At 61.5% G+C, this 16,630-nt stretch carries 16 protein-coding genes; 5 read left to right on the top strand and 11 right to left on the bottom strand.

Annotated elements, in window-relative coordinates:
* Window positions 1-59: 59 nt before the first annotated feature.
* From yjfF to ACAX43_RS25335, 5 genes are all read right to left on the bottom strand, one after another.
* On the bottom strand, window positions 60-1,160 hold the full coding sequence (yjfF, locus tag ACAX43_RS25355) for a galactofuranose ABC transporter, permease protein YjfF (protein ID WP_370711154.1): 1,101 nt from the start codon (window positions 1,158-1,160) through the stop codon (window positions 60-62).
* A complete protein-coding gene (locus tag ACAX43_RS25350) occupies window positions 1,157-2,188 on the bottom strand; it encodes an ABC transporter permease (protein ID WP_370711153.1) in 1,032 nt (343 codons plus the stop codon). Before ACAX43_RS25350 ends, yjfF begins: the two co-directional genes overlap by 4 nt.
* Entirely contained in the window at window positions 2,185-3,804 is a 1,620-nt protein-coding gene (locus ACAX43_RS25345; RefSeq protein WP_370711152.1) for a sugar ABC transporter ATP-binding protein, read from the bottom strand. The genes ACAX43_RS25350 and ACAX43_RS25345 overlap by 4 nt, the downstream gene beginning before the upstream one ends.
* A 189-nt stretch (window positions 3,805-3,993) precedes the next feature.
* The gene (locus ACAX43_RS25340; RefSeq protein WP_370711151.1) at window positions 3,994-4,980 is read right to left on the bottom strand and encodes an ABC transporter substrate-binding protein; all 987 of its coding nucleotides are present in this window, start codon (window positions 4,978-4,980) and stop codon (window positions 3,994-3,996) included.
* A 217-nt stretch (window positions 4,981-5,197) separates the two neighbouring features.
* Entirely contained in the window at window positions 5,198-5,806 is a 609-nt protein-coding gene (locus tag ACAX43_RS25335) for an alpha-ketoglutarate-dependent dioxygenase AlkB (RefSeq protein ID WP_370711150.1), read from the bottom strand.
* Window positions 5,807-5,950: 144 nt separating this feature from the next.
* Between ACAX43_RS25335 and ACAX43_RS25330 the strand changes: the two genes are divergently transcribed.
* Window positions 5,951-6,535 carry a malonic semialdehyde reductase gene (locus tag ACAX43_RS25330; protein ID WP_370711149.1) on the top strand — a complete coding sequence of 195 codons (585 nt, stop codon included), beginning with the start codon at window positions 5,951-5,953 and terminating at the stop codon, window positions 6,533-6,535.
* A 22-nt stretch (window positions 6,536-6,557) separates the two neighbouring features.
* Here ACAX43_RS25330 and ACAX43_RS25325 read toward each other — a convergent pair whose 3' ends face one another.
* Entirely contained in the window at window positions 6,558-6,887 is a 330-nt protein-coding gene (locus ACAX43_RS25325; RefSeq protein ID WP_370711148.1) for a hypothetical protein, read from the bottom strand.
* 367 nt (window positions 6,888-7,254) lie between these two features.
* Here ACAX43_RS25325 and ACAX43_RS25320 point away from each other — a divergent pair, with 367 nt between their 5' ends.
* A complete protein-coding gene (locus ACAX43_RS25320; protein WP_370711147.1) occupies window positions 7,255-8,418 on the top strand; it encodes a metallophosphoesterase in 1,164 nt (387 codons plus the stop codon).
* 127 nt (window positions 8,419-8,545) lie between these two features.
* On the opposite strand, the gene ACAX43_RS25315 is transcribed toward ACAX43_RS25320, so the two are convergent.
* Both ACAX43_RS25315 and ACAX43_RS25310 read right to left on the bottom strand, forming a co-directional pair.
* Window positions 8,546-9,070: a hypothetical protein gene (locus ACAX43_RS25315; RefSeq protein ID WP_370711146.1), complete on the bottom strand. Its 525-nt coding sequence runs from the start codon at window positions 9,068-9,070 to the stop codon at window positions 8,546-8,548.
* A complete protein-coding gene (locus ACAX43_RS25310; protein ID WP_370711145.1) occupies window positions 9,067-9,324 on the bottom strand; it encodes a hypothetical protein in 258 nt (85 codons plus the stop codon). Before ACAX43_RS25310 ends, ACAX43_RS25315 begins: the two co-directional genes overlap by 4 nt.
* A gap of 406 nt (window positions 9,325-9,730) precedes the next feature.
* Here ACAX43_RS25310 and ACAX43_RS25305 point away from each other — a divergent pair, with 406 nt between their 5' ends.
* Both ACAX43_RS25305 and ACAX43_RS25300 read left to right on the top strand, forming a co-directional pair.
* Entirely contained in the window at window positions 9,731-10,438 is a 708-nt protein-coding gene (locus ACAX43_RS25305) for an MgtC/SapB family protein (protein ID WP_370711144.1), read from the top strand.
* A gap of 162 nt (window positions 10,439-10,600) precedes the next feature.
* Entirely contained in the window at window positions 10,601-10,855 is a 255-nt protein-coding gene (locus tag ACAX43_RS25300) for a GlsB/YeaQ/YmgE family stress response membrane protein (RefSeq protein WP_007176844.1), read from the top strand.
* Between the two features lie 62 nt (window positions 10,856-10,917).
* Here the strand turns inward: ACAX43_RS25300 and ACAX43_RS25295 are convergent, their stop codons facing one another.
* The 3 genes from ACAX43_RS25295 to ACAX43_RS25285 all read right to left on the bottom strand — a co-directional run bounded on the left by ACAX43_RS25295 (window position 10,918) and on the right by ACAX43_RS25285 (window position 15,173).
* Window positions 10,918-12,432, bottom strand: coding sequence for an acetyl-CoA hydrolase/transferase family protein (locus ACAX43_RS25295; protein WP_370711325.1), 1,515 nt, complete (start codon window positions 12,430-12,432; stop codon window positions 10,918-10,920).
* Window positions 12,433-12,623: 191 nt separating this feature from the next.
* On the bottom strand, window positions 12,624-12,839 hold the full coding sequence (locus ACAX43_RS25290) for a hypothetical protein (RefSeq protein WP_370711143.1): 216 nt from the start codon (window positions 12,837-12,839) through the stop codon (window positions 12,624-12,626).
* 168 nt (window positions 12,840-13,007) lie between these two features.
* Window positions 13,008-15,173, bottom strand: coding sequence for an FUSC family protein (locus ACAX43_RS25285; RefSeq protein ID WP_370711142.1), 2,166 nt, complete (start codon window positions 15,171-15,173; stop codon window positions 13,008-13,010).
* A 199-nt stretch (window positions 15,174-15,372) separates the two neighbouring features.
* Between ACAX43_RS25285 and ACAX43_RS25280 the strand changes: the two genes are divergently transcribed.
* A complete protein-coding gene (locus tag ACAX43_RS25280) occupies window positions 15,373-16,374 on the top strand; it encodes a LysR family transcriptional regulator (protein WP_370711141.1) in 1,002 nt (333 codons plus the stop codon).
* The last annotated feature ends 256 nt before the right edge of the window (window positions 16,375-16,630 follow it).

Genomic DNA, 16,630 nt, shown 5'->3' with positions numbered 1-16,630 from the left:
CCGCCTTACGGCCGCGCTGACGTTGCCGGAAACCAAAGGCGGTGAGCTCGGCGCTTGTCCTACAAGGCCTGTTCCGGCGCGCGTCCGATCGCATGTGAATCGGACGCCGCGGCTGCATTGCCGCAGCCGCGCTTACGGCCTGGCGTCACGACCGCGCCGGTGCCACCCGGCCGCTGCACCGATTTCGCATGCCGCTCGATCAGCCGTTGCAGCAGGCAGAACGCACACAACAGCGCGCCGATCACAATGCGGGTCCACCACGAACTCAGCGTGCCGTCGAAGGTAATCAGCGTCTGGATGGTGCCGAGAATGCCGACGCCGAACAGCGAACCGATCACGTAGCCGACGCCGCCCGTCAGCAAGGTTCCGCCGATCACTGTCGCCGCGATCGCGTCGAGTTCCATGCCCTGCCCTTGCAGGCCATAGCCCGACAGCACATAAAACGTGAACACCGCACCGCCTAGCGCCGAACAGAAACCGCTCAGGGCATACACGCCGATGCGCGTACGCGCAACCGGCAAGCCCATCAGCAACGCCGAGCGCGCATTGCCGCCGACCGCATACACGTTGCGGCCAAAGCGCGTGAAATGCGCTACATAGATCGCCGCGACGAGCGTGACGAAAGCGATCAGCACGTTGGCTGTGACCGAACCGACGCCGATGTCGAGGCGAAACGCCGAAATCTTCTGAAACGTTGGATCGGTGATCGTGATCGACTGCGTCGTGATCAGAAAGCACAAGCCGCGCGCGAAGAACATGCCGGCCAGCGTGACGATGAACGCCTGCAAACGGAAGAAGTGAATCAGCGCGCCCTGCACGGCGCCGAACACGGTGCCCATCAACAACACGATCGGCACGATCAACCAGACCGGCAGATGCATGTGCTCGGACAGCACCGCTTCGACGATCGTGGTCAGCGCCACCACCGACCCCACCGACAGGTCGATCCCACCCGACACGATCACAAACGTCATGCCAATTGCGACAATCAGCAGGAACGCGTTGTCGACCAGCAGATCGAGCAGCACCTGCCACGAGAAAAAGCCGGTGTACATCACCGAGCCGAAACCGAACAGCGCGCAAAACAGCAGGATGGTGACGACGATCGGCAGCGTGCGCGGATCGACGATACGGGCCCAGACTTCGAGAAGTCGCCTCATCGGGCCACCCCGCGCTGCGTGAAGAACGACAGGGCGAGCGCCCGGGCCGACGGCGACTGGATCACACTCACCGCGAGCACCACGGCCGCCTTGACGACGAGCGTCGCCTCCGGCGGCACGCCGATCGAATAGGTCGTGTAGGTCAGCGTCTGGATGATCAGCGCACCCAGCATCGTGCCGGTGAGACTGAAACGGCCGCCGAGCAGCGATGTGCCGCCGAGCGTCACAGCCAGAATCGCGTCGAGTTCGAGCAGCAGGCCGGCGTTGTTGCCGTCGGCGCTGCGCACATTCGAACTGATGAGGATGCCTGCCATCGCTGCGGTCAATCCCGAGAAACCATACACCGCGAATACGAGCGCTTTCGAGCGCAGGCCGACGAGGCGCGTCGCGACCGGATTCACGCCGATCGCGCGGATGAACAGCCCGAGCGCGGTGCCTTCGACCAGCAAGGCAGTGGCCAGCACCGCAACGCTCGCGATCCACACCGAGCACGGCACGCCCAGCCAATACCCGCCGCCGAGGAACAGATAGCCCGGTGCGCCGATCGGAATGATCTGCCCCGCCGTCAGCAATTGCGCAACGCCACGGCCGGCGACCATCAGGATCAACGTCGCGATGATCGGTTGCATGCCGACGAACGACACCAGCAACCCGTTCCACATTCCACTCGCCATGCCGACGACCAACGCCGCCATCAGCGCCTGTGAGATCAATCCGGCACTCGGCACGGGTTGCGTCGCCAGTATCGTGGCTGCGGCGGCGCCGGCAATCGCCACCACCGCGCCGACCGATATATCGATGCCGCGTGTCGCGATCGCGAGCGTCATGCCGGTCGCGACCAGCGCCAACGGCGCCGCGCGGTTCAATACGTCGATCGGCGCGCCGAACAGGTGGCCGTCGAGCATCCGTAAAGAAAGAAAATGCGGATTCACCCACAGGTTCAGGCCGCACAACAGCATCAGCGTGACACATGGCCAGAGCAACGGACGCTCCGCGCCATCGCGCACGAACCAGTTCGATCGCTTCATTCGCCGCTCCCCGCAATGAGTCGATAGATGTTGTCTTCATTCGAAGCGTTGCCGGCCACTTCAGCGATCTTGCGGCGGTCGCGCAGCACCGCCACGCGATGGCTCACGCGCAGCACCTCGCTAATCTCGGACGAAATGAACAAGATGCTCAGACCGTTCGCGCACAGCGCCAGCAAGCGGTCCATGATGTCGAACTTGGCAGCCACGTCGATGCCGCGGGTGGGTTCATCGAGAATCAGCAGCTTGGGGTCCGTGGCAAGCCAGCGCGCCAGCAGCGCTTTCTGCTGGTTGCCGCCGGAGAGCAGCCCGATCGGCTGTTCGGCATCCGTCGCCTTGATACCGAGGCGGTCTATCCACATGTCCGCGAGTTCATGCGCGCGATGCCGGCTGATCTTGCGCCACCAGCCGCGCCTCGCCTGCAACGCCAGCAGGATGTTCTCGCGGATCGACAGTTCGGCGACGATGCCTTCCTTTTTGCGGTCCTCGGCGCAATAACCAATGCCGTGACGCACTGCGTCCCGCGGCGAACGCAGCCGCACGGGCCGCCCTTCAATCAGGATGGTCCCGCTGTCGGCGCGATCCGCCCCGAACAACAGCCGCGCGGTCTCCGTGCGGCCTGAGCCGAGCAGACCGGCCAGGCCCAGGATCTGGCCCGGCTGCATGTCGAGGTCGATCGGCTGCATCGTGCCTCGCCGTCCGACGCCGCGCAGTTCGACGAAGGGCTGAACCGATTGCTTGCTCTGCGGCGCTTCATGGACAGCGTGCCCGTCATGTGCCGCTTCGCGCAACCGCGCGCTCATGCGCTCGTGACCAACCATCCTCGCGACCAGTTGATCGGCCGGCAGATCGCGTGCGAGATACTCGCCTTCACGCTCGCCATTGCGCATTACCGTGATGCGATCGGAGATGGCATAGGTCTGCTCGATAAAATGCGTGACGAACAGAATTGCCATTCCAGACTTCTTAAGATGCCGAAGTATTTTGAAAAGCTGGGCGACTTCGCTGTCGTCGAGGCTCGAGGTTGGCTCATCGAGGATCAACACGCGCGCATCGACGGACAGCGCTCTGGCAATCGCCACCATCTGCTGAACGGCGATCGGATAGGCATCAAGCGATCGGGTGACGTCGAGTGTCACGTCGAGACGCGCAAGCGCGGCCTGCGCACGCCGCTTGATATCGGGCCAGTCGATCGCGCCAAAGCGTTTCGGCTGCCTGCCCGCAAAGATGTTCTCCGCCACCGAGAGATTCGGGCATAGGTTTACTTCCTGATACAGCGTGCGTACGCCGGCCGCCTCGGCCTCCTGTGGCGAAGCGAACGCCACGATCTCGCCACCGAGGCGGATCGTGCCGGTGTCAGGCGCGACCACGCCGGTCAGCACGTTGATCAAGGTGGATTTGCCGGCGCCATTCTGCCCCATCAGCGTGTGGATCTCGCCGGGGAACAGGCGGAAGTCGACCCGTTGTAGCGCTTGCACGCCCGGAAACGTTTTGCTGACGCCCGCGGTGGCCAGAATGGGCGCGAGTGCGTTCGAGGCGACGACTGCGCGAGCGTTGGCTGAGATGGCGCTACGGGTGCCGATGGCCGGCGGATTCGGTTCGGAAGCGGGATGCGTCATAGACCTCGCTCGATCGGCTGTGCGTTGGCTCGGGCGGGTTCAGCCCGGCTCAACTGAAAAGAGACCGCCCGCGGCCGAAGCAGCCGGGCGGTCAAGCACCACTGGAGAAATCCTGCGATCTGTCCGTACTTCGCTTGCGTGCTGCGCCTATCGTAGGGATCGCTAATTAATTATCTCGCGTACTTCGCATCAGTACTTGCGTGTCGGCAGAGTCTGCGCCGCGACGCTCATCGGGAACACGGTCTCTTCCGTCAGGATGCGCTTGGGCAGCGGCTTGCCTGCCACCACGTCCTTGACCGCCGACATCAGTTGCGGCCCCAGCAGCGGGCTGCATTCCACATCGACGTTCATCTTGCCCGCGGCCATCGCCTGGAAGCCGCCCTTGGTCGCATCGAACGAGACGACGGTGATGTCCTTGCCCGGATGCATGCCGGCCTCTTCCATTGCCTGGATGGCGCCGAGCGCCATATCGTCGTTATGCGCATAAACTACATTTATTTTATTTCCATAAGTTTTTATAAACGCTTCCATCACCTGCTTGCCGCCGGCAAGCGTGAAGTCGCCGCTTTGCGACGCGATTATCTTGAATTTGGGATCGCTCTTGATCACTTCGATCAGGCCTGAATGCCGGTCGTTGGCGGGCGCCGAGCCGACCGTTCCCTGCAGTTCGGCGATGTTGACGGGACCTGGGTCATTTTTATAGTGATCTGCGAGCCAATGCCCACCGCGCCGTCCCTCTTCCATGAAGTCCGAGCCGATCATCGTGACGTACAAAGAGGTGTCCTTCACGTCGATGTTGCGGTCGGTCAGAATCACCGGAATCTTCGCGGCTTTGGCCTCACGTAGCACTGGCTCCCAGCCGGATTCGACCACCGGCGAAAACGCGATCACGTCGACTTTCTGCGCAATGTAGGAGCGGATCGCCTTGATCTGGTTTTCCTGCTTTTGCTGGGCGTCGGAGAATTTGAGTTTGATCTTCGCGTCCGCCGCCGCGGACTTCACCGACTCGGTATTGGCAGTTCGCCATGCGCTTTCCGCGCCGACCTGCGCGAAACCGAGCGTGATCTGTTTGTCTTGCGCATAAGCGCCCGGCGTTGCCAGCGTCAGCGCACCGATGCCCGCGCAAAATGCGAGCGCACCTAACGCACGACATGCGGCGCGTCGTGTATTCGCCATGACTGTCTCCTGATCGTTGTTGTGTAGGCGATCCATCGAACCCGCCCAGCGTTGCGGCCCTCTCGGTGCGTGGATCGTGATGTAGCGTAGTGTCCAGGGCGTTACCCGTCCAATCATATGATTCGCGTCGGCGATATCAATTTCGGTATAGCGGGCTTTCGGGATGATAGGCTGATGGGCCAAGCGCCCACGCGCCCAAGCGGCTAACGGCCAACGGCTAGAGCGCACTCCGGAGCGCCGCGCGCGGCGTCACCCAACGGAACGTCAGATTGATTCGCTCGCCGGCCACACGCGGCTCTTTCGGCACGCGGTGCCGCCAGTCGGCCTGTGTGTCGCCTTTCATCACAAGCAGGCTGCCGCCCTTCAGCGAAAACGACTGCACGACGCCGGTCTTGTTGTGCCGCAAATCGAAAGTGCGCGCCACACCTAGGCTGATCGACGCTATCACCGGCTGTGCGCCGAGTTCGGGCTCGCGGTCGGCGTGCCACCCCATGCTGTCGGTGCCGCTGCGATAGCGGTTGATCAGCACGCTGTTAAAACGCGTGTTGCAGGCCGCCTCGGCGGCGACCCTCAATCCGGCGACGGTGGCGGTCCACGGCTGCGGCACGTTACGAATACCGGAGTAGACATAGACAGCGTCCGGCTCGCCCTGCCAGGCAGTCAGCCGCGGCAGCGGCACACGGCCGGCAGGCGTGCCCATCATGTCCTGACGCCATTCGACTTCGCCGATGAGTTGCGTTAAAGCGTGCGCCGCGACGGCGGGCGCCAGCCAGTCGGGATACCAGTCCACGTCGGGCGCCGGAAGGTCGTCGAAAAGGTCCGCCATGAGATTGCCTGGATGCGATTGCGCACGCGACGCGTGCTCGAGTGAAAACCTTGGCTATTATGGCGGCAACAACAGCGCTGCTCACGCCTGCGGCTTGCGCTGTCATCTTGTCTTCTCTCTCTGCTACTTCAACGGACCACCACCATGATTCTTTCCGATCAGGCTCTAGATCAGCTCTTTCGCGAAGCGCGCACGCATAACGGCTGGCTGCCCAAAGCGGTCGACGACACCGCGCTCAAGCAGCTCACCGAACTTGTGCTGCTCGGCCCGACTTCGGCCAATTCGAGCCCTGGCCGCTTCGTCTACGTGAAAACGCCTGAAGGTAAAGACAAGCTGCGTCCGGCCTTGTCGCAGGGCAATCTCGAGAAAACAATGGCGGCGCCGGTCACGGTGATCGTCGGGATGGATATGGCGTTTTACGAGCATCTGCCGAAACTGTTTCCGCATGCCGACGCGCGCAGCTGGTTCGCCGGCAACGATAAGGCGATCGCGGATACGGCCTTTCGCAATTCGACGCTGCAAGGCGGCTATCTGATTCTCGCAGCCCGCGCGCTCGGTCTGGACACGGGTGCGATGTCGGGCTTCGACGCCGCCAAGGTCGACGAAGCCTTCTTCGCCGGCACGACCGTAAAGTCGAACTTCCTGGTCAATCTGGGCTACGGCGACGCATCGAAACTGTTCCCGCGCAGCCCGCGCTTCTCCTTCGACGAAGCCGCGCGGATCGTCTGACGGGTCTGGGCCGCCGGTGCATTTATCTGAAGAGCGCCACGTAGAACACCACTGCGCCGATCAACGCTCCGACAAAGCAGAAGCCTTCTTCGGCGTCGTCGCCATTGGAACGCAACCACGCGCCGACGACGCCAAACAGCCCCGCGATGCCCAGCGCGACGCACACCATCACCACATCGAACAACGCGCTTTTGCCTAGTTCGGAGAAGTCGATGTCACGCACGCCGAAGTACAAAGCGATCGCCATCAACGATATGCCCACCAACGGCAGCATGACGTGACTGCCTTCGTGTCCAACGTGATGCACGTGATGGACGTGGGGTGCGTGATTGCCTGATCTGAGCAGTTTCATGATACGTCTCCTGCCTCGCCTTCTGCCGACCACAAAACGAACCGCCTTTGGGCCGCGACGGCCCTGATATAAGCCGGTTCTCTTTGAGAATAGTCCACGCGAAACGCAATTCAAAGCCCATTTAATTAGGTTGCCGCGAATGTTTTCCCGGGCTTCGTGCAGTAAGGGAGATTGCTGCAATGCCGCACCGGTGTGCAGTCGCCGGCATGAACTGGTTCGCCTTCCTCCGAAGCGAATTTGGCGCCGTCGGCACGCGGTTGCACATGTCGGTAGAATGATTCGGCTCGCCTACCAGTTCACAGTTGCGGCTGACGAGCTGCCGCCGTTCCTCCGCTCGAGTCGGCCCCTTCCCGCCCCTATCCTCTCTATGCGCCGCTCATCGTTTCTTGTTCGCATCATCCTGATTGGCATCCTGCTGCATATCTACGTCGGCTTCCGCCTGATTCCCGATATGCCGGTCGATACGGCTGGCCGATGGCTGTGCGCGTTATGGCTGGTGTCGTCGATCCTTCTGATTCCGCTCGGCATGCTGGCGCGCACCATCAAGCAGCAACCGCTCGCCGACCGGCTCGCGTGGGTCGGCCTGCTGGCGATGGGCTTCTTCTCGTCGTTGCTGGTCCTGACATTCGTGCGCGACCTGGTTCTCGCTTCGCTGCTGACCGTCGATGCAATCTGGCCGAACACCATCGCCATCGCGCACTGGCGTACCGGCTCCGCGGCGGCGGTGCCGTTGCTCGCGCTGCTCTCCACGCTCGTCGGCCTGTTCAACGCACGACGCCGCGCCAAGGTGGTCACGATCGAGGTGCCGATCGACGATTTGCCGGCCGCACTCGACGGTTTTACGATCGTTCAGATCAGCGATATCCACGTGGGCCCAACCATCAAAGGCCGTTACGTGGATGCGATCGTCGACGCGGTGAATCGTCTGAAGCCGGATCTGATTGCCGTCACTGGCGACGTAGTGGACGGCAGCGTGCCCCAGTTGACCAGGCACACGCAGCCGCTGTCACGGCTCAGCGCGCGTCATGGCGCGTTCCTCGTGACTGGCAACCACGAGTACTACGCCGGCGCGAACGCCTGGATTGACGAATTCCGGCGTCTGGGACTGACCGTGCTGCTTAACGAGCACGTGATCGTCGACCACGACGGCGCGCGCGCCGTGATTGCCGGCGTAACCGATTACTCGGCGGGTCACCATGATCCGTTACATCGCAGCGATCCCGTTGCGGCGCTCGCCGGCGCGCCTGGTGACGTGCTGATCAAAGTGCTGCTCGCCCACCAGCCACGCTCGGCTGAAGCCGCCGCAGCAGCAGGCTTCACGTTGCAGTTGTCCGGCCACACGCACGGCGGCCAGTTCTTCCCGTGGAATTTCTTTGTGCGCTTTCAGCAGCCGTTCACGGCCGGTCTTGCGCGCCTGAATGGCCTGTGGGTCTACACGAGCCGCGGCACCGGCTATTGGGGGCCGCCGAAGCGCCTTGGCGCGCCTTCTGAGATCACGCGATTGCGCCTCGTGCCCGGCGAGCCCGACTAAGGGCATCAAATTGAGCGCCGAATCAAGCGGCGTCCCAAGTCATATTGGATTGAGCTGTAAAAAAGCGCGGACATCCTGACAGGACGACCGCGCCTTGGCGCTAACGCGCCGCTTCAGTTCAATTGCGTTACTGCGCGGGAGCCACAGCCACGCTGACTTGCGGTGCAAATGCCACCGACACTTGCATGCCCGGCGCCACGTTAGCCACCTTTGCCGGCTCGCGACCCTGGATATGAAACACCGCGCCATTCGGGCCCTTCAAGGCCATGATGCCCGAGGCGTGGTCGACAGCCTGAACTTCGGCAACCACGTTCTGTACCGTGTTCTGCTGCACCGGCTGAGCAGCCGCGCCGTGACCGTCAGCACCACGCGTTACGCTGACCATGGCGGTGCGCATCATGCGGATGTGGACCTTGCCGCCCTGTTTGATCTGCGCCAGATTGCTCGTATCGGTGATATTGAACGAAGCTTCGCCGCCCTGCGCATCGAGTACCGTCACCGAATGTTTCGCCTGGTCCACGTACTTGACGACACCATCTGCCTGGAGCGTGCTGCTGCCTTCAAACGGCGCGGGCAGACCAGCGGCAAACGACACGAGCGGAGCGGCAGCAATCAACGCGCCGGCAATGATGCCAAGAGCTTTATCTTTCATACATTCCTCAATTGGGGTGAACAGCGAAAAGAGATGATGTCGTGCGGATCGGATGCGCCTGGCATAGCGCAAGGACAACCGAACAATGCCTGGGCGAAACCGTAAGGAGTGAAACGCGGATTGAGCGCCAAAACAGCACGACGTGTTTCGAAGTGTGCCAACAGTGTGTTTTCCGGGATGAACACCGTCAACATTCGGAGTCCGTATTTATGCAATGAAAATTCCGAGTGCGCCGCAGAAATTTCCTCGATCATGCGAAAACGGATCCCGCCGCCCTCCTTCATCCCGGCTTGACTTAACTTTACAGAGCTGCCTAAAATTCGCCCAGTTTATTTAACCGGAATCACGATCTTGGACAGTAGCAGTAGTACCAGTCGAGCTTCGATCCGCCCGATCGCCTGATCGGCAAGATTTCCGCGCCAGCCTTTTTCCTGTCGCCGTCTTGCCTTCGGGCCTGACGGTGCACGTCGCTATACCCTCGTACTGCCAATGAAGCGCCGCATGGCTCGATGCCTTGCGCATGCTCCATGAGTTTGCGTCGCGAGCCCTGGCTCGCGTGCCTCGCCACGCCTGACCCCAGCCGCGTTCCACATCCGGAACGCACCACTGTCACGCGTGGGGTTCACACTGTGCGAATACGCGCCCTAACCTTTCTTATCGATGACAATTGAATTCGTCTGGCGGCTCTTTGCCGCCTTCTCCTGCGGCGTCGCGATCGGCCTCGAACGGCAGATGCGCCAGCGCAGCGCCGGCCTACGCACCATCACGCTGGTCGCCAGCGGCGCGTGTCTGTTCGTTACGCTCGGCGTGCTGACCGGCAACGGCACGGCCGGCATCACGCAGATTGCCGCGTATGTCGTGTCCGGCGTCGGCTTTCTCGGCGGCGGTGTGATCATGCGCGACAAGGGTTCCATTCAGGGGATCAACACCGCAGCGACTTTATGGTGCTCGGCGGCGGTCGGTGTACTGTGCGGTGCGGGCTATTACGGCCCGGCGCTCGCCGGCACCGCAGTCGTACTGCTGACCAATACGGTGCTGCGTGAAGTCAGCCGTACTATCAACGCGACGCCCGTTTCGAACGCCGACCTGGTGCGTGAGTACGTGCTGACAATCGTGTGCAGGGAGGCTGACGAGATTCACATCCGTACCGCCGTATCCAACTCGATGTATTCGACGCCACTGTCGTTCCAGAGTCTCACGAGCGAAGACGTCGAAGGCGATGCAGGACGCATTCGCGTGACAGCGACGTTAAAGCTGCATCCGAAAGATCAGTCGAAGCTAGAACAGATGGCAAGCCGCATTAGCATGGAAAAGAGTGTATCGAGCGTGAGTTGGACAGCTAGAGAAGCGGAGCCCTCGCCGGAGTGAGTCGTCATGCGCAAGTTCCCCCTATTCGCGCGCATCGTCTACACTTAGCTGGCAATAGATTTAGACAATGTTAATTCCGCGTCCTGAATATGGACTGTCCCATAACCTTCGACTAAGCTCTGTCACCGTGAATTTTTCACACTCAACCATGGAGTCTCGATTATGGAACACGGCATCATTGCATGGCTCATCATCGGCGCGATCGCCGGCTGGCTGGCTGGCGTGCTTGTCAAAGGCGGAGGCTTCGGCCTGATCGTCGACATCATCGTCGGGATTGTCGGCGCGTTCATTGGCGGCTGGCTTGCCGGCGTGCTGCATATCTCGCTGGGCGGCGGCTGGATCGGCTCGATCATCACTGCCGTGATCGGCGCGGTCATTCTGTTGTTTCTTATCCGGCTCATCCGGCGTGGTACCTGAGCGTAGCACCTGATGTCCTTACGGCGTCAGAGGCGAATGCCGCCTGACGCCGGCTTAACTGCTTAAAGACCCGCTTCCACTGCCGGCAGCATCGAGCCGGTATCACGCAGCCGCGTATGCCATGCGAAAGCCTGGTCCAATCGATGCGGCGTTTGCCCACCCCATTGCAAGGCGTCCCGATAGTAGTCGCGAAGCAGATCGCGATAGAGCGGATGCGCGCAGTTTTCGACAATCAGTGTGGCGCGTTCTCGTGGCGCCAGGCCGCGCAGATCGGCGAGGCCCTGTTCCGTCACGACCACGTCCACATCGTGTTCATTGTGATCGCAGTGCGGCACCATCGGCACGACGCTCGAAATGCGGCCATCCTTGGCCATCGACTTGGTGGCAAAGATCGCGCATGACGCATTACGCGCGAAATCTCCCGAGCCGCCGATGCCGTTCATCATGTGTGTGCCGCCCACGTGCGTGGAATTAACGTTACCGTAAATGTCGAACTCCAACGCGGTATTCAATGCGATCAGACCGAGCCGGCGAATCACCTCAGGATGGTTGCTGACCTCTTGCGGACGCAACACCAGGCGATCGCGATAGCGTTCGAGTTCGCCGAACACCTGCACCTGGCGCGCGGCCGACAACGTGATCGACGCACCTGATGCAAAGGTCACCTTGCCGGCATCCATCAGGTCGAAGGTGGAATCCTGCAGTACTTCTGAGTAAATTTCGAAGGCTTCGAAAGGCGAGTCGGCAAAACCGGCCAACACCGCGTTGGCAATCGTGCCGATGCCGGCCTGCAACGGCGGCAAGTGCCGGGACATCCGCCCGCGCGACACCTCGTGCTGGAAAAATTCAATCAGATGACCGGCGATCAATTCGGTTTCGGTATCCGCGGGCAGAACGGTGGACGGGCTGTCCGCCTTATCGGTGATCACGATCGCCGCGATTTTTTCGAACGGGATCTCGATCGCCGGCGTGCCAACGCGGTCTTGCGGACGCACGATCGGCAGCGGTTCGCGGTTCGGTCTGCGGCCCGGAATCCAGATGTCGTGCAGCCCTTCCAGAGCGAGCGGCTGGGCAAGATTGATTTCGACGATGACCTTGTCGGCGAGGATCGCGAAGCTGGCCGAATTGCCGACCGAGGTGGTCGGCACAATGCCGCCGGTTTCGGTGATCGCGGCGGCTTCGATAATGGCGACGTCGAGTTTGCCAAGCTGATTCGCGCGCAGCATCTCGACCGTTTCGGAGAGGTGCTGATCGACGAACATCACCTCGCCACGGTTGATCGCATCGCGCAGGGTCTTGTCCACTTGAAACGGCAAGCGGCGCGCCAATACATGAGCCTCAGTGAGCATGCGGTCCACATCATGACCAAGCGAGGCGCCGGTCATCAATGTAATTTGCAGCGGCTTGCCTTCGTGGCGCACCCGCTCGGCAAGCGCGACAGGGACGGCTTTCGCGTCGCCCGCGCGCGTAAAGCCGCTGGCGCCGACGCGCATGCCGTCCTGAATCAGAAGCGCCGCCTCAGCGGCTGAAGTGATTTTTCCGCGCAGCGCGGCACAACGAATCCGGTCTTCATACATGAAACTGAGTCTCTCCATATCACCAGTCCAGTCTACCGGTGCGCACGTCTGTGGTGTGCTTCGCTCAGTAGCCAGATTGTCGCACCAGCCGCGGCGTCTCATTAGGACGGCTTCGCAGCCAGGCATTTCGTCGCACGCAAAAGTCCGGCGACATGTCGTGCAGGTACTGCTGGTGTTACGCGTGGCGCTATTTAGCTGCCAAAGTAGATATTGCAGAAGCTCACAGGGCCGACGCACTCTTCGGCTTTGGCCGCCAGTGCAGCGACGCGCGCTTGCGCGGCGACGCTGTTGGCGAGCTGTCCATTCGCTTGCGCAACCTGCTGCTTCGGGGCGACCGGCGCCGTTTGTGCATGAGCGCCAGCAGCGAACAAAGAGCAGGCAATCAGGGCAATCTTCAACACTTTCATTTCGTTCTCCAGTACTTACCGGGTACGCTCCGGCAATCCCCTTGGGGGACTGCGTGGCAGTGATGAAACTATATGACCGCCACTCACGCAGATAAACGGGGCGGAACGGAAGTGATCTTTCCATCTGGCAGAAGAATCGCGGCGAACAGCCGATCCAAAGCGCATCGGTCAACGCGCGTTGAAAGGCGCGTCTTTGTCGAGCAACGCTGTACGAATGAAATGCAGGCAACTCAGGATACGTTGCAGATCGTGGCGCCTGTTGCGGTCGGCATAAACGGTTATCAGCACGTCCTGCGCTATCCACGTAGCACAGCGCACGGATACGAGCGCCCGCTCGAGACCACGCGCTTCAGGCCGCGCGAAGAGCTGCGCGAGATCGTCCCGGATATGCTTGAGGCTGCTGCTCCAGCGTGGATGAAGTACTGCAGCGTAGTCGGCACGAGCCGCTTCGTTGCGTAGATCGATCACAGCGTGACCGACTTCGAGTGTGGCAAGCATCCAGCGAAGGGCATCACGGCGGCGTCGGGAGCGGCGCGTCAGCAGCATGCGCAACTGCGAGGCCAGATCGTGTGTGCTCGACTGAAAGCGCTGATTGAGCCCTGGCAGGTCGTCCTTGCACGCGGACACGACTTGCGCGCGCAAATCACCCATGGTTCTCTCGATGAGCCACGGCATGTCGGCAGGGAAAACCACCGCGAAAACGATCGCCGCCAACAGTAGCGATGCCGTGATCGCTAGGCCGTTGTTGATCAGCAGATCGGGGGAATACGTGACGACGTTGTCCGGCCCGGCGAGCAGGCAGAAGAACACCGAAAAGCCGATGCCATATCCCGCCGCGAGCTTGCTTTGCGCGATGAACGCGCCGAATGCGAGCACCGGGGCGAGCATCGCGCAAAGCAAGGGAAAGCCGTCGATCATGGGATACACGTAGCAGGTGAAAAGGTAGCCAGCCATGGTCGCCAGTACTGCACCAACTGCCATCTGAACGGCCATCTTCGACGCGTTCGGCGCAGCGGATGTCAATGCGCAGGCCAGCGCTGCGCCGATCAACGCAAGACCGCCGCTCGGCCAGTCGGTCGCAATCCAGAACCAGCTGGTTATCGCCATGACCGCAGCCGATCTGGCGAACGTGAACGCGACGACAAAGCCGTTCGTCTTACTTACGTATCGGCCGACGGTGCGCTGCTGGCCTCCGGGCTTGCTCCGCGCCAAAGACGCGTAAGTCTCCGAGTAACGGATCCACTCGTCGACAAACCGATACAGCAATTCCGCGGCCGTATCGAAGTCCGCTAGTGATTCAGCGGGCGCGGCTTCCAGTGGCCGTCTCGTTTCGCGCACACGTCGTGGCAAGCTCGCCTGAAAGAGCCGCATACGGGCTGCCAGGTGCGATGCAGTGACGCTCCCGCCGCGGCTTGGCGCCAGCAGCGCCGATAGCTCGTGGAAGTACGGGGTGATGGCGTCGACCATCCAGCGCGGGCCATTGGCGCGCAGACGCTTGAGCAGCTGATGCAGTGCATGCAGTCGCGCGCACGCGTCCATGAATTCGCCGTTCAGCCGGCCCAGATGCTGGCTGCGCAAACGCATGGCCGGATCTTCGAAAGCGGCAAACGCGCGTGTCGCTTCGAAACCGACGATCTCGTCGACGAGGTCCGCGAAGCGCCGCTCGAACCGGCCACGCTCGATGCCATGGCCCAGCACGTCGGAGGCGAAGGCAGTAAAATTTGTATATCGAATTTGTAGCGCACGCCGCAATGCAAGGCTGGAACGCTGGGGTGCGATCAGCGCGCTCACCGCGCTCGAGCACACAATGCCGAGCGCCACTTCCGCCGCGCGCGTGAGCGCCGCCAGAAACAGGTCGTGTGGCGCCGAGACATTCGGAACGCCGATCAGGGCGGCGGTGTAACCCGCCAGTACAAAGCCATACCATCTGAAATGCCGATACCGGACCGCTGCAGCGATACAGGCGCTCACCCAGCCGATCATGCCGAGCATGTACAGCTCGCGCTGCTGGATGAACAGCGCGCCGAGTACCAGTGCCGCGACCGTGCCCACGGCGGTTCCGAGAATCCGGTAGAAACTCTTGGCGAGCACCATGCCGCTGAACGGTTGCATCAGCACAAACACTGTCGTCATCGCGATGCGCGGCTGCGGCAGATCCAGCAGCATCGCAATGCCCAGTGCGAGGAGACCCGCAGTAACGGTTTTCAGCAGATGCAGCCAGATCAGAGCGTCGCTGTTGGCCCAGTCGCGAATGGCCACGCTGAGCGCTGGCAACATACCGTTCCACGGCTGGCGGGAAGCCGCCGTCGGTTTGATCGCATGTTGGCGTTTCATCAGAATGCAACGCGTCCCCGCTTATCGCTGACAGAAGCGCCGATGAACTCTCCGCACACCGGCAGGCAAGGCGCCGATTGTAGGAGCATGCGTTGCGCGCATTAATACGACGGGCGCGGAACGTCCCTTCCAGAACGAACAACAATGCGCGTGCGGGACAGGCGGACAATATGGCTTCAGCCGTGAAATAGAAGGATCGATGGATACGTTACAAAATATGCGAGTGTTCGTGCGCGTGGTCGAAGCCGGAAGTTTCACCGCCGCCGCGCAGTCGCTCAATTCGACGACCGGCGCGATGTCTCGCGCGGTCTCGGAACTGGAAGCTCATCTGCGTACGCGCTTGCTGAACCGCTCGACGCGGCGGCTCGCGCTCACCACAGCGGGCGAACGTTACCTGAAGCGATGTCAGCAGATCCTTGCGGACGTTGATACGGCGGAAGAAGAAGCAAGTTGCGCGCACGAGCGTCCTAACGGCGCGTTACGCATGCACAGCTTTGCCAGCATCGGCCAACATTACGTGCTGCCGGCTATCTCGCGCTACCGCGCGCTTTATCCCGAAGTGACCGTCGAGCTGACGTTGTCGCAGCGCATGCCTGATCTATTCGAAGGCAGCGCCGACGTCGCGGTGATCACCGCCTCGACTTTGCCCAATTCGGAGCTCGTGTCGCTCCCGCTTGGCACAACTTTCAGCATCCTGTGTGCATCGCCTGCCTATGTGCGTGCGCATGGCGCGCCGCAACAGCCGAGCGACCTGGCGCATCACGAGTGTCTGATCTTGCACACGCCGGCGTTTCCGCCCCACGAATGGGTGCTTGACGGCCCCAATGGCAGCGAGATGATGGAAGTGAACGGACCTGTGCACGTGAACATCGCGGAATCGCTGATCGTCGCGATTCGCGAAGGAATGGGCATCGGTATGGTGCCGCTCTATGCGGTAATCGCTGGATTGCGTGATGGGACGCTAGTCCGCGTGTTGCCCGAATATACGCTGCAGAAGACGAACGTTTATGCGCTGTATCCGTCACGCAAGTTCATTGACGCGAAGACGCGGACGTGGGTCGAGTTTTTGCGTACCCATCTGCCGAAGGTGATTGCGCGCGACGAGGCGTTGCTTGTGGAAGTCGGCAAGACTGATGCGGCAGATGGTGTGGCGCCTGTTCGTACTACCCGTTTTGGAGACGAGGACGTCGCTGCGCATTGAAGCAAAAATGCACGACGAGACGCCGAGTGCGCTTGCGCGCTGCGACCGCTGTTATCTCACGAGGGCGGCCGATTATGGACGCCGCGCATGCCAGACAGATTAGCGCTTTACATCGTTACGGACTAAGCTACAGCCCGGATTTTTTTCGTTACAGCTTCCGGCTGCCGTAAACGCAGAAACCCCACCTTTGAGGGGTGGGGTTTCTGGCCATGCAGGGGAGCCTGACGATTACCTACTTTCACACGGGAATCCGCAC

Origin of the sequence: Paraburkholderia sp. IW21 (assembly GCF_041321145.1) — a bacterium.
Lineage (GTDB): Bacteria > Pseudomonadota > Gammaproteobacteria > Burkholderiales > Burkholderiaceae > Paraburkholderia.
The sequence above is the reverse complement of the archived record's forward strand: the minus strand, read 5'-3'. Positions and strand labels throughout refer to the sequence as shown.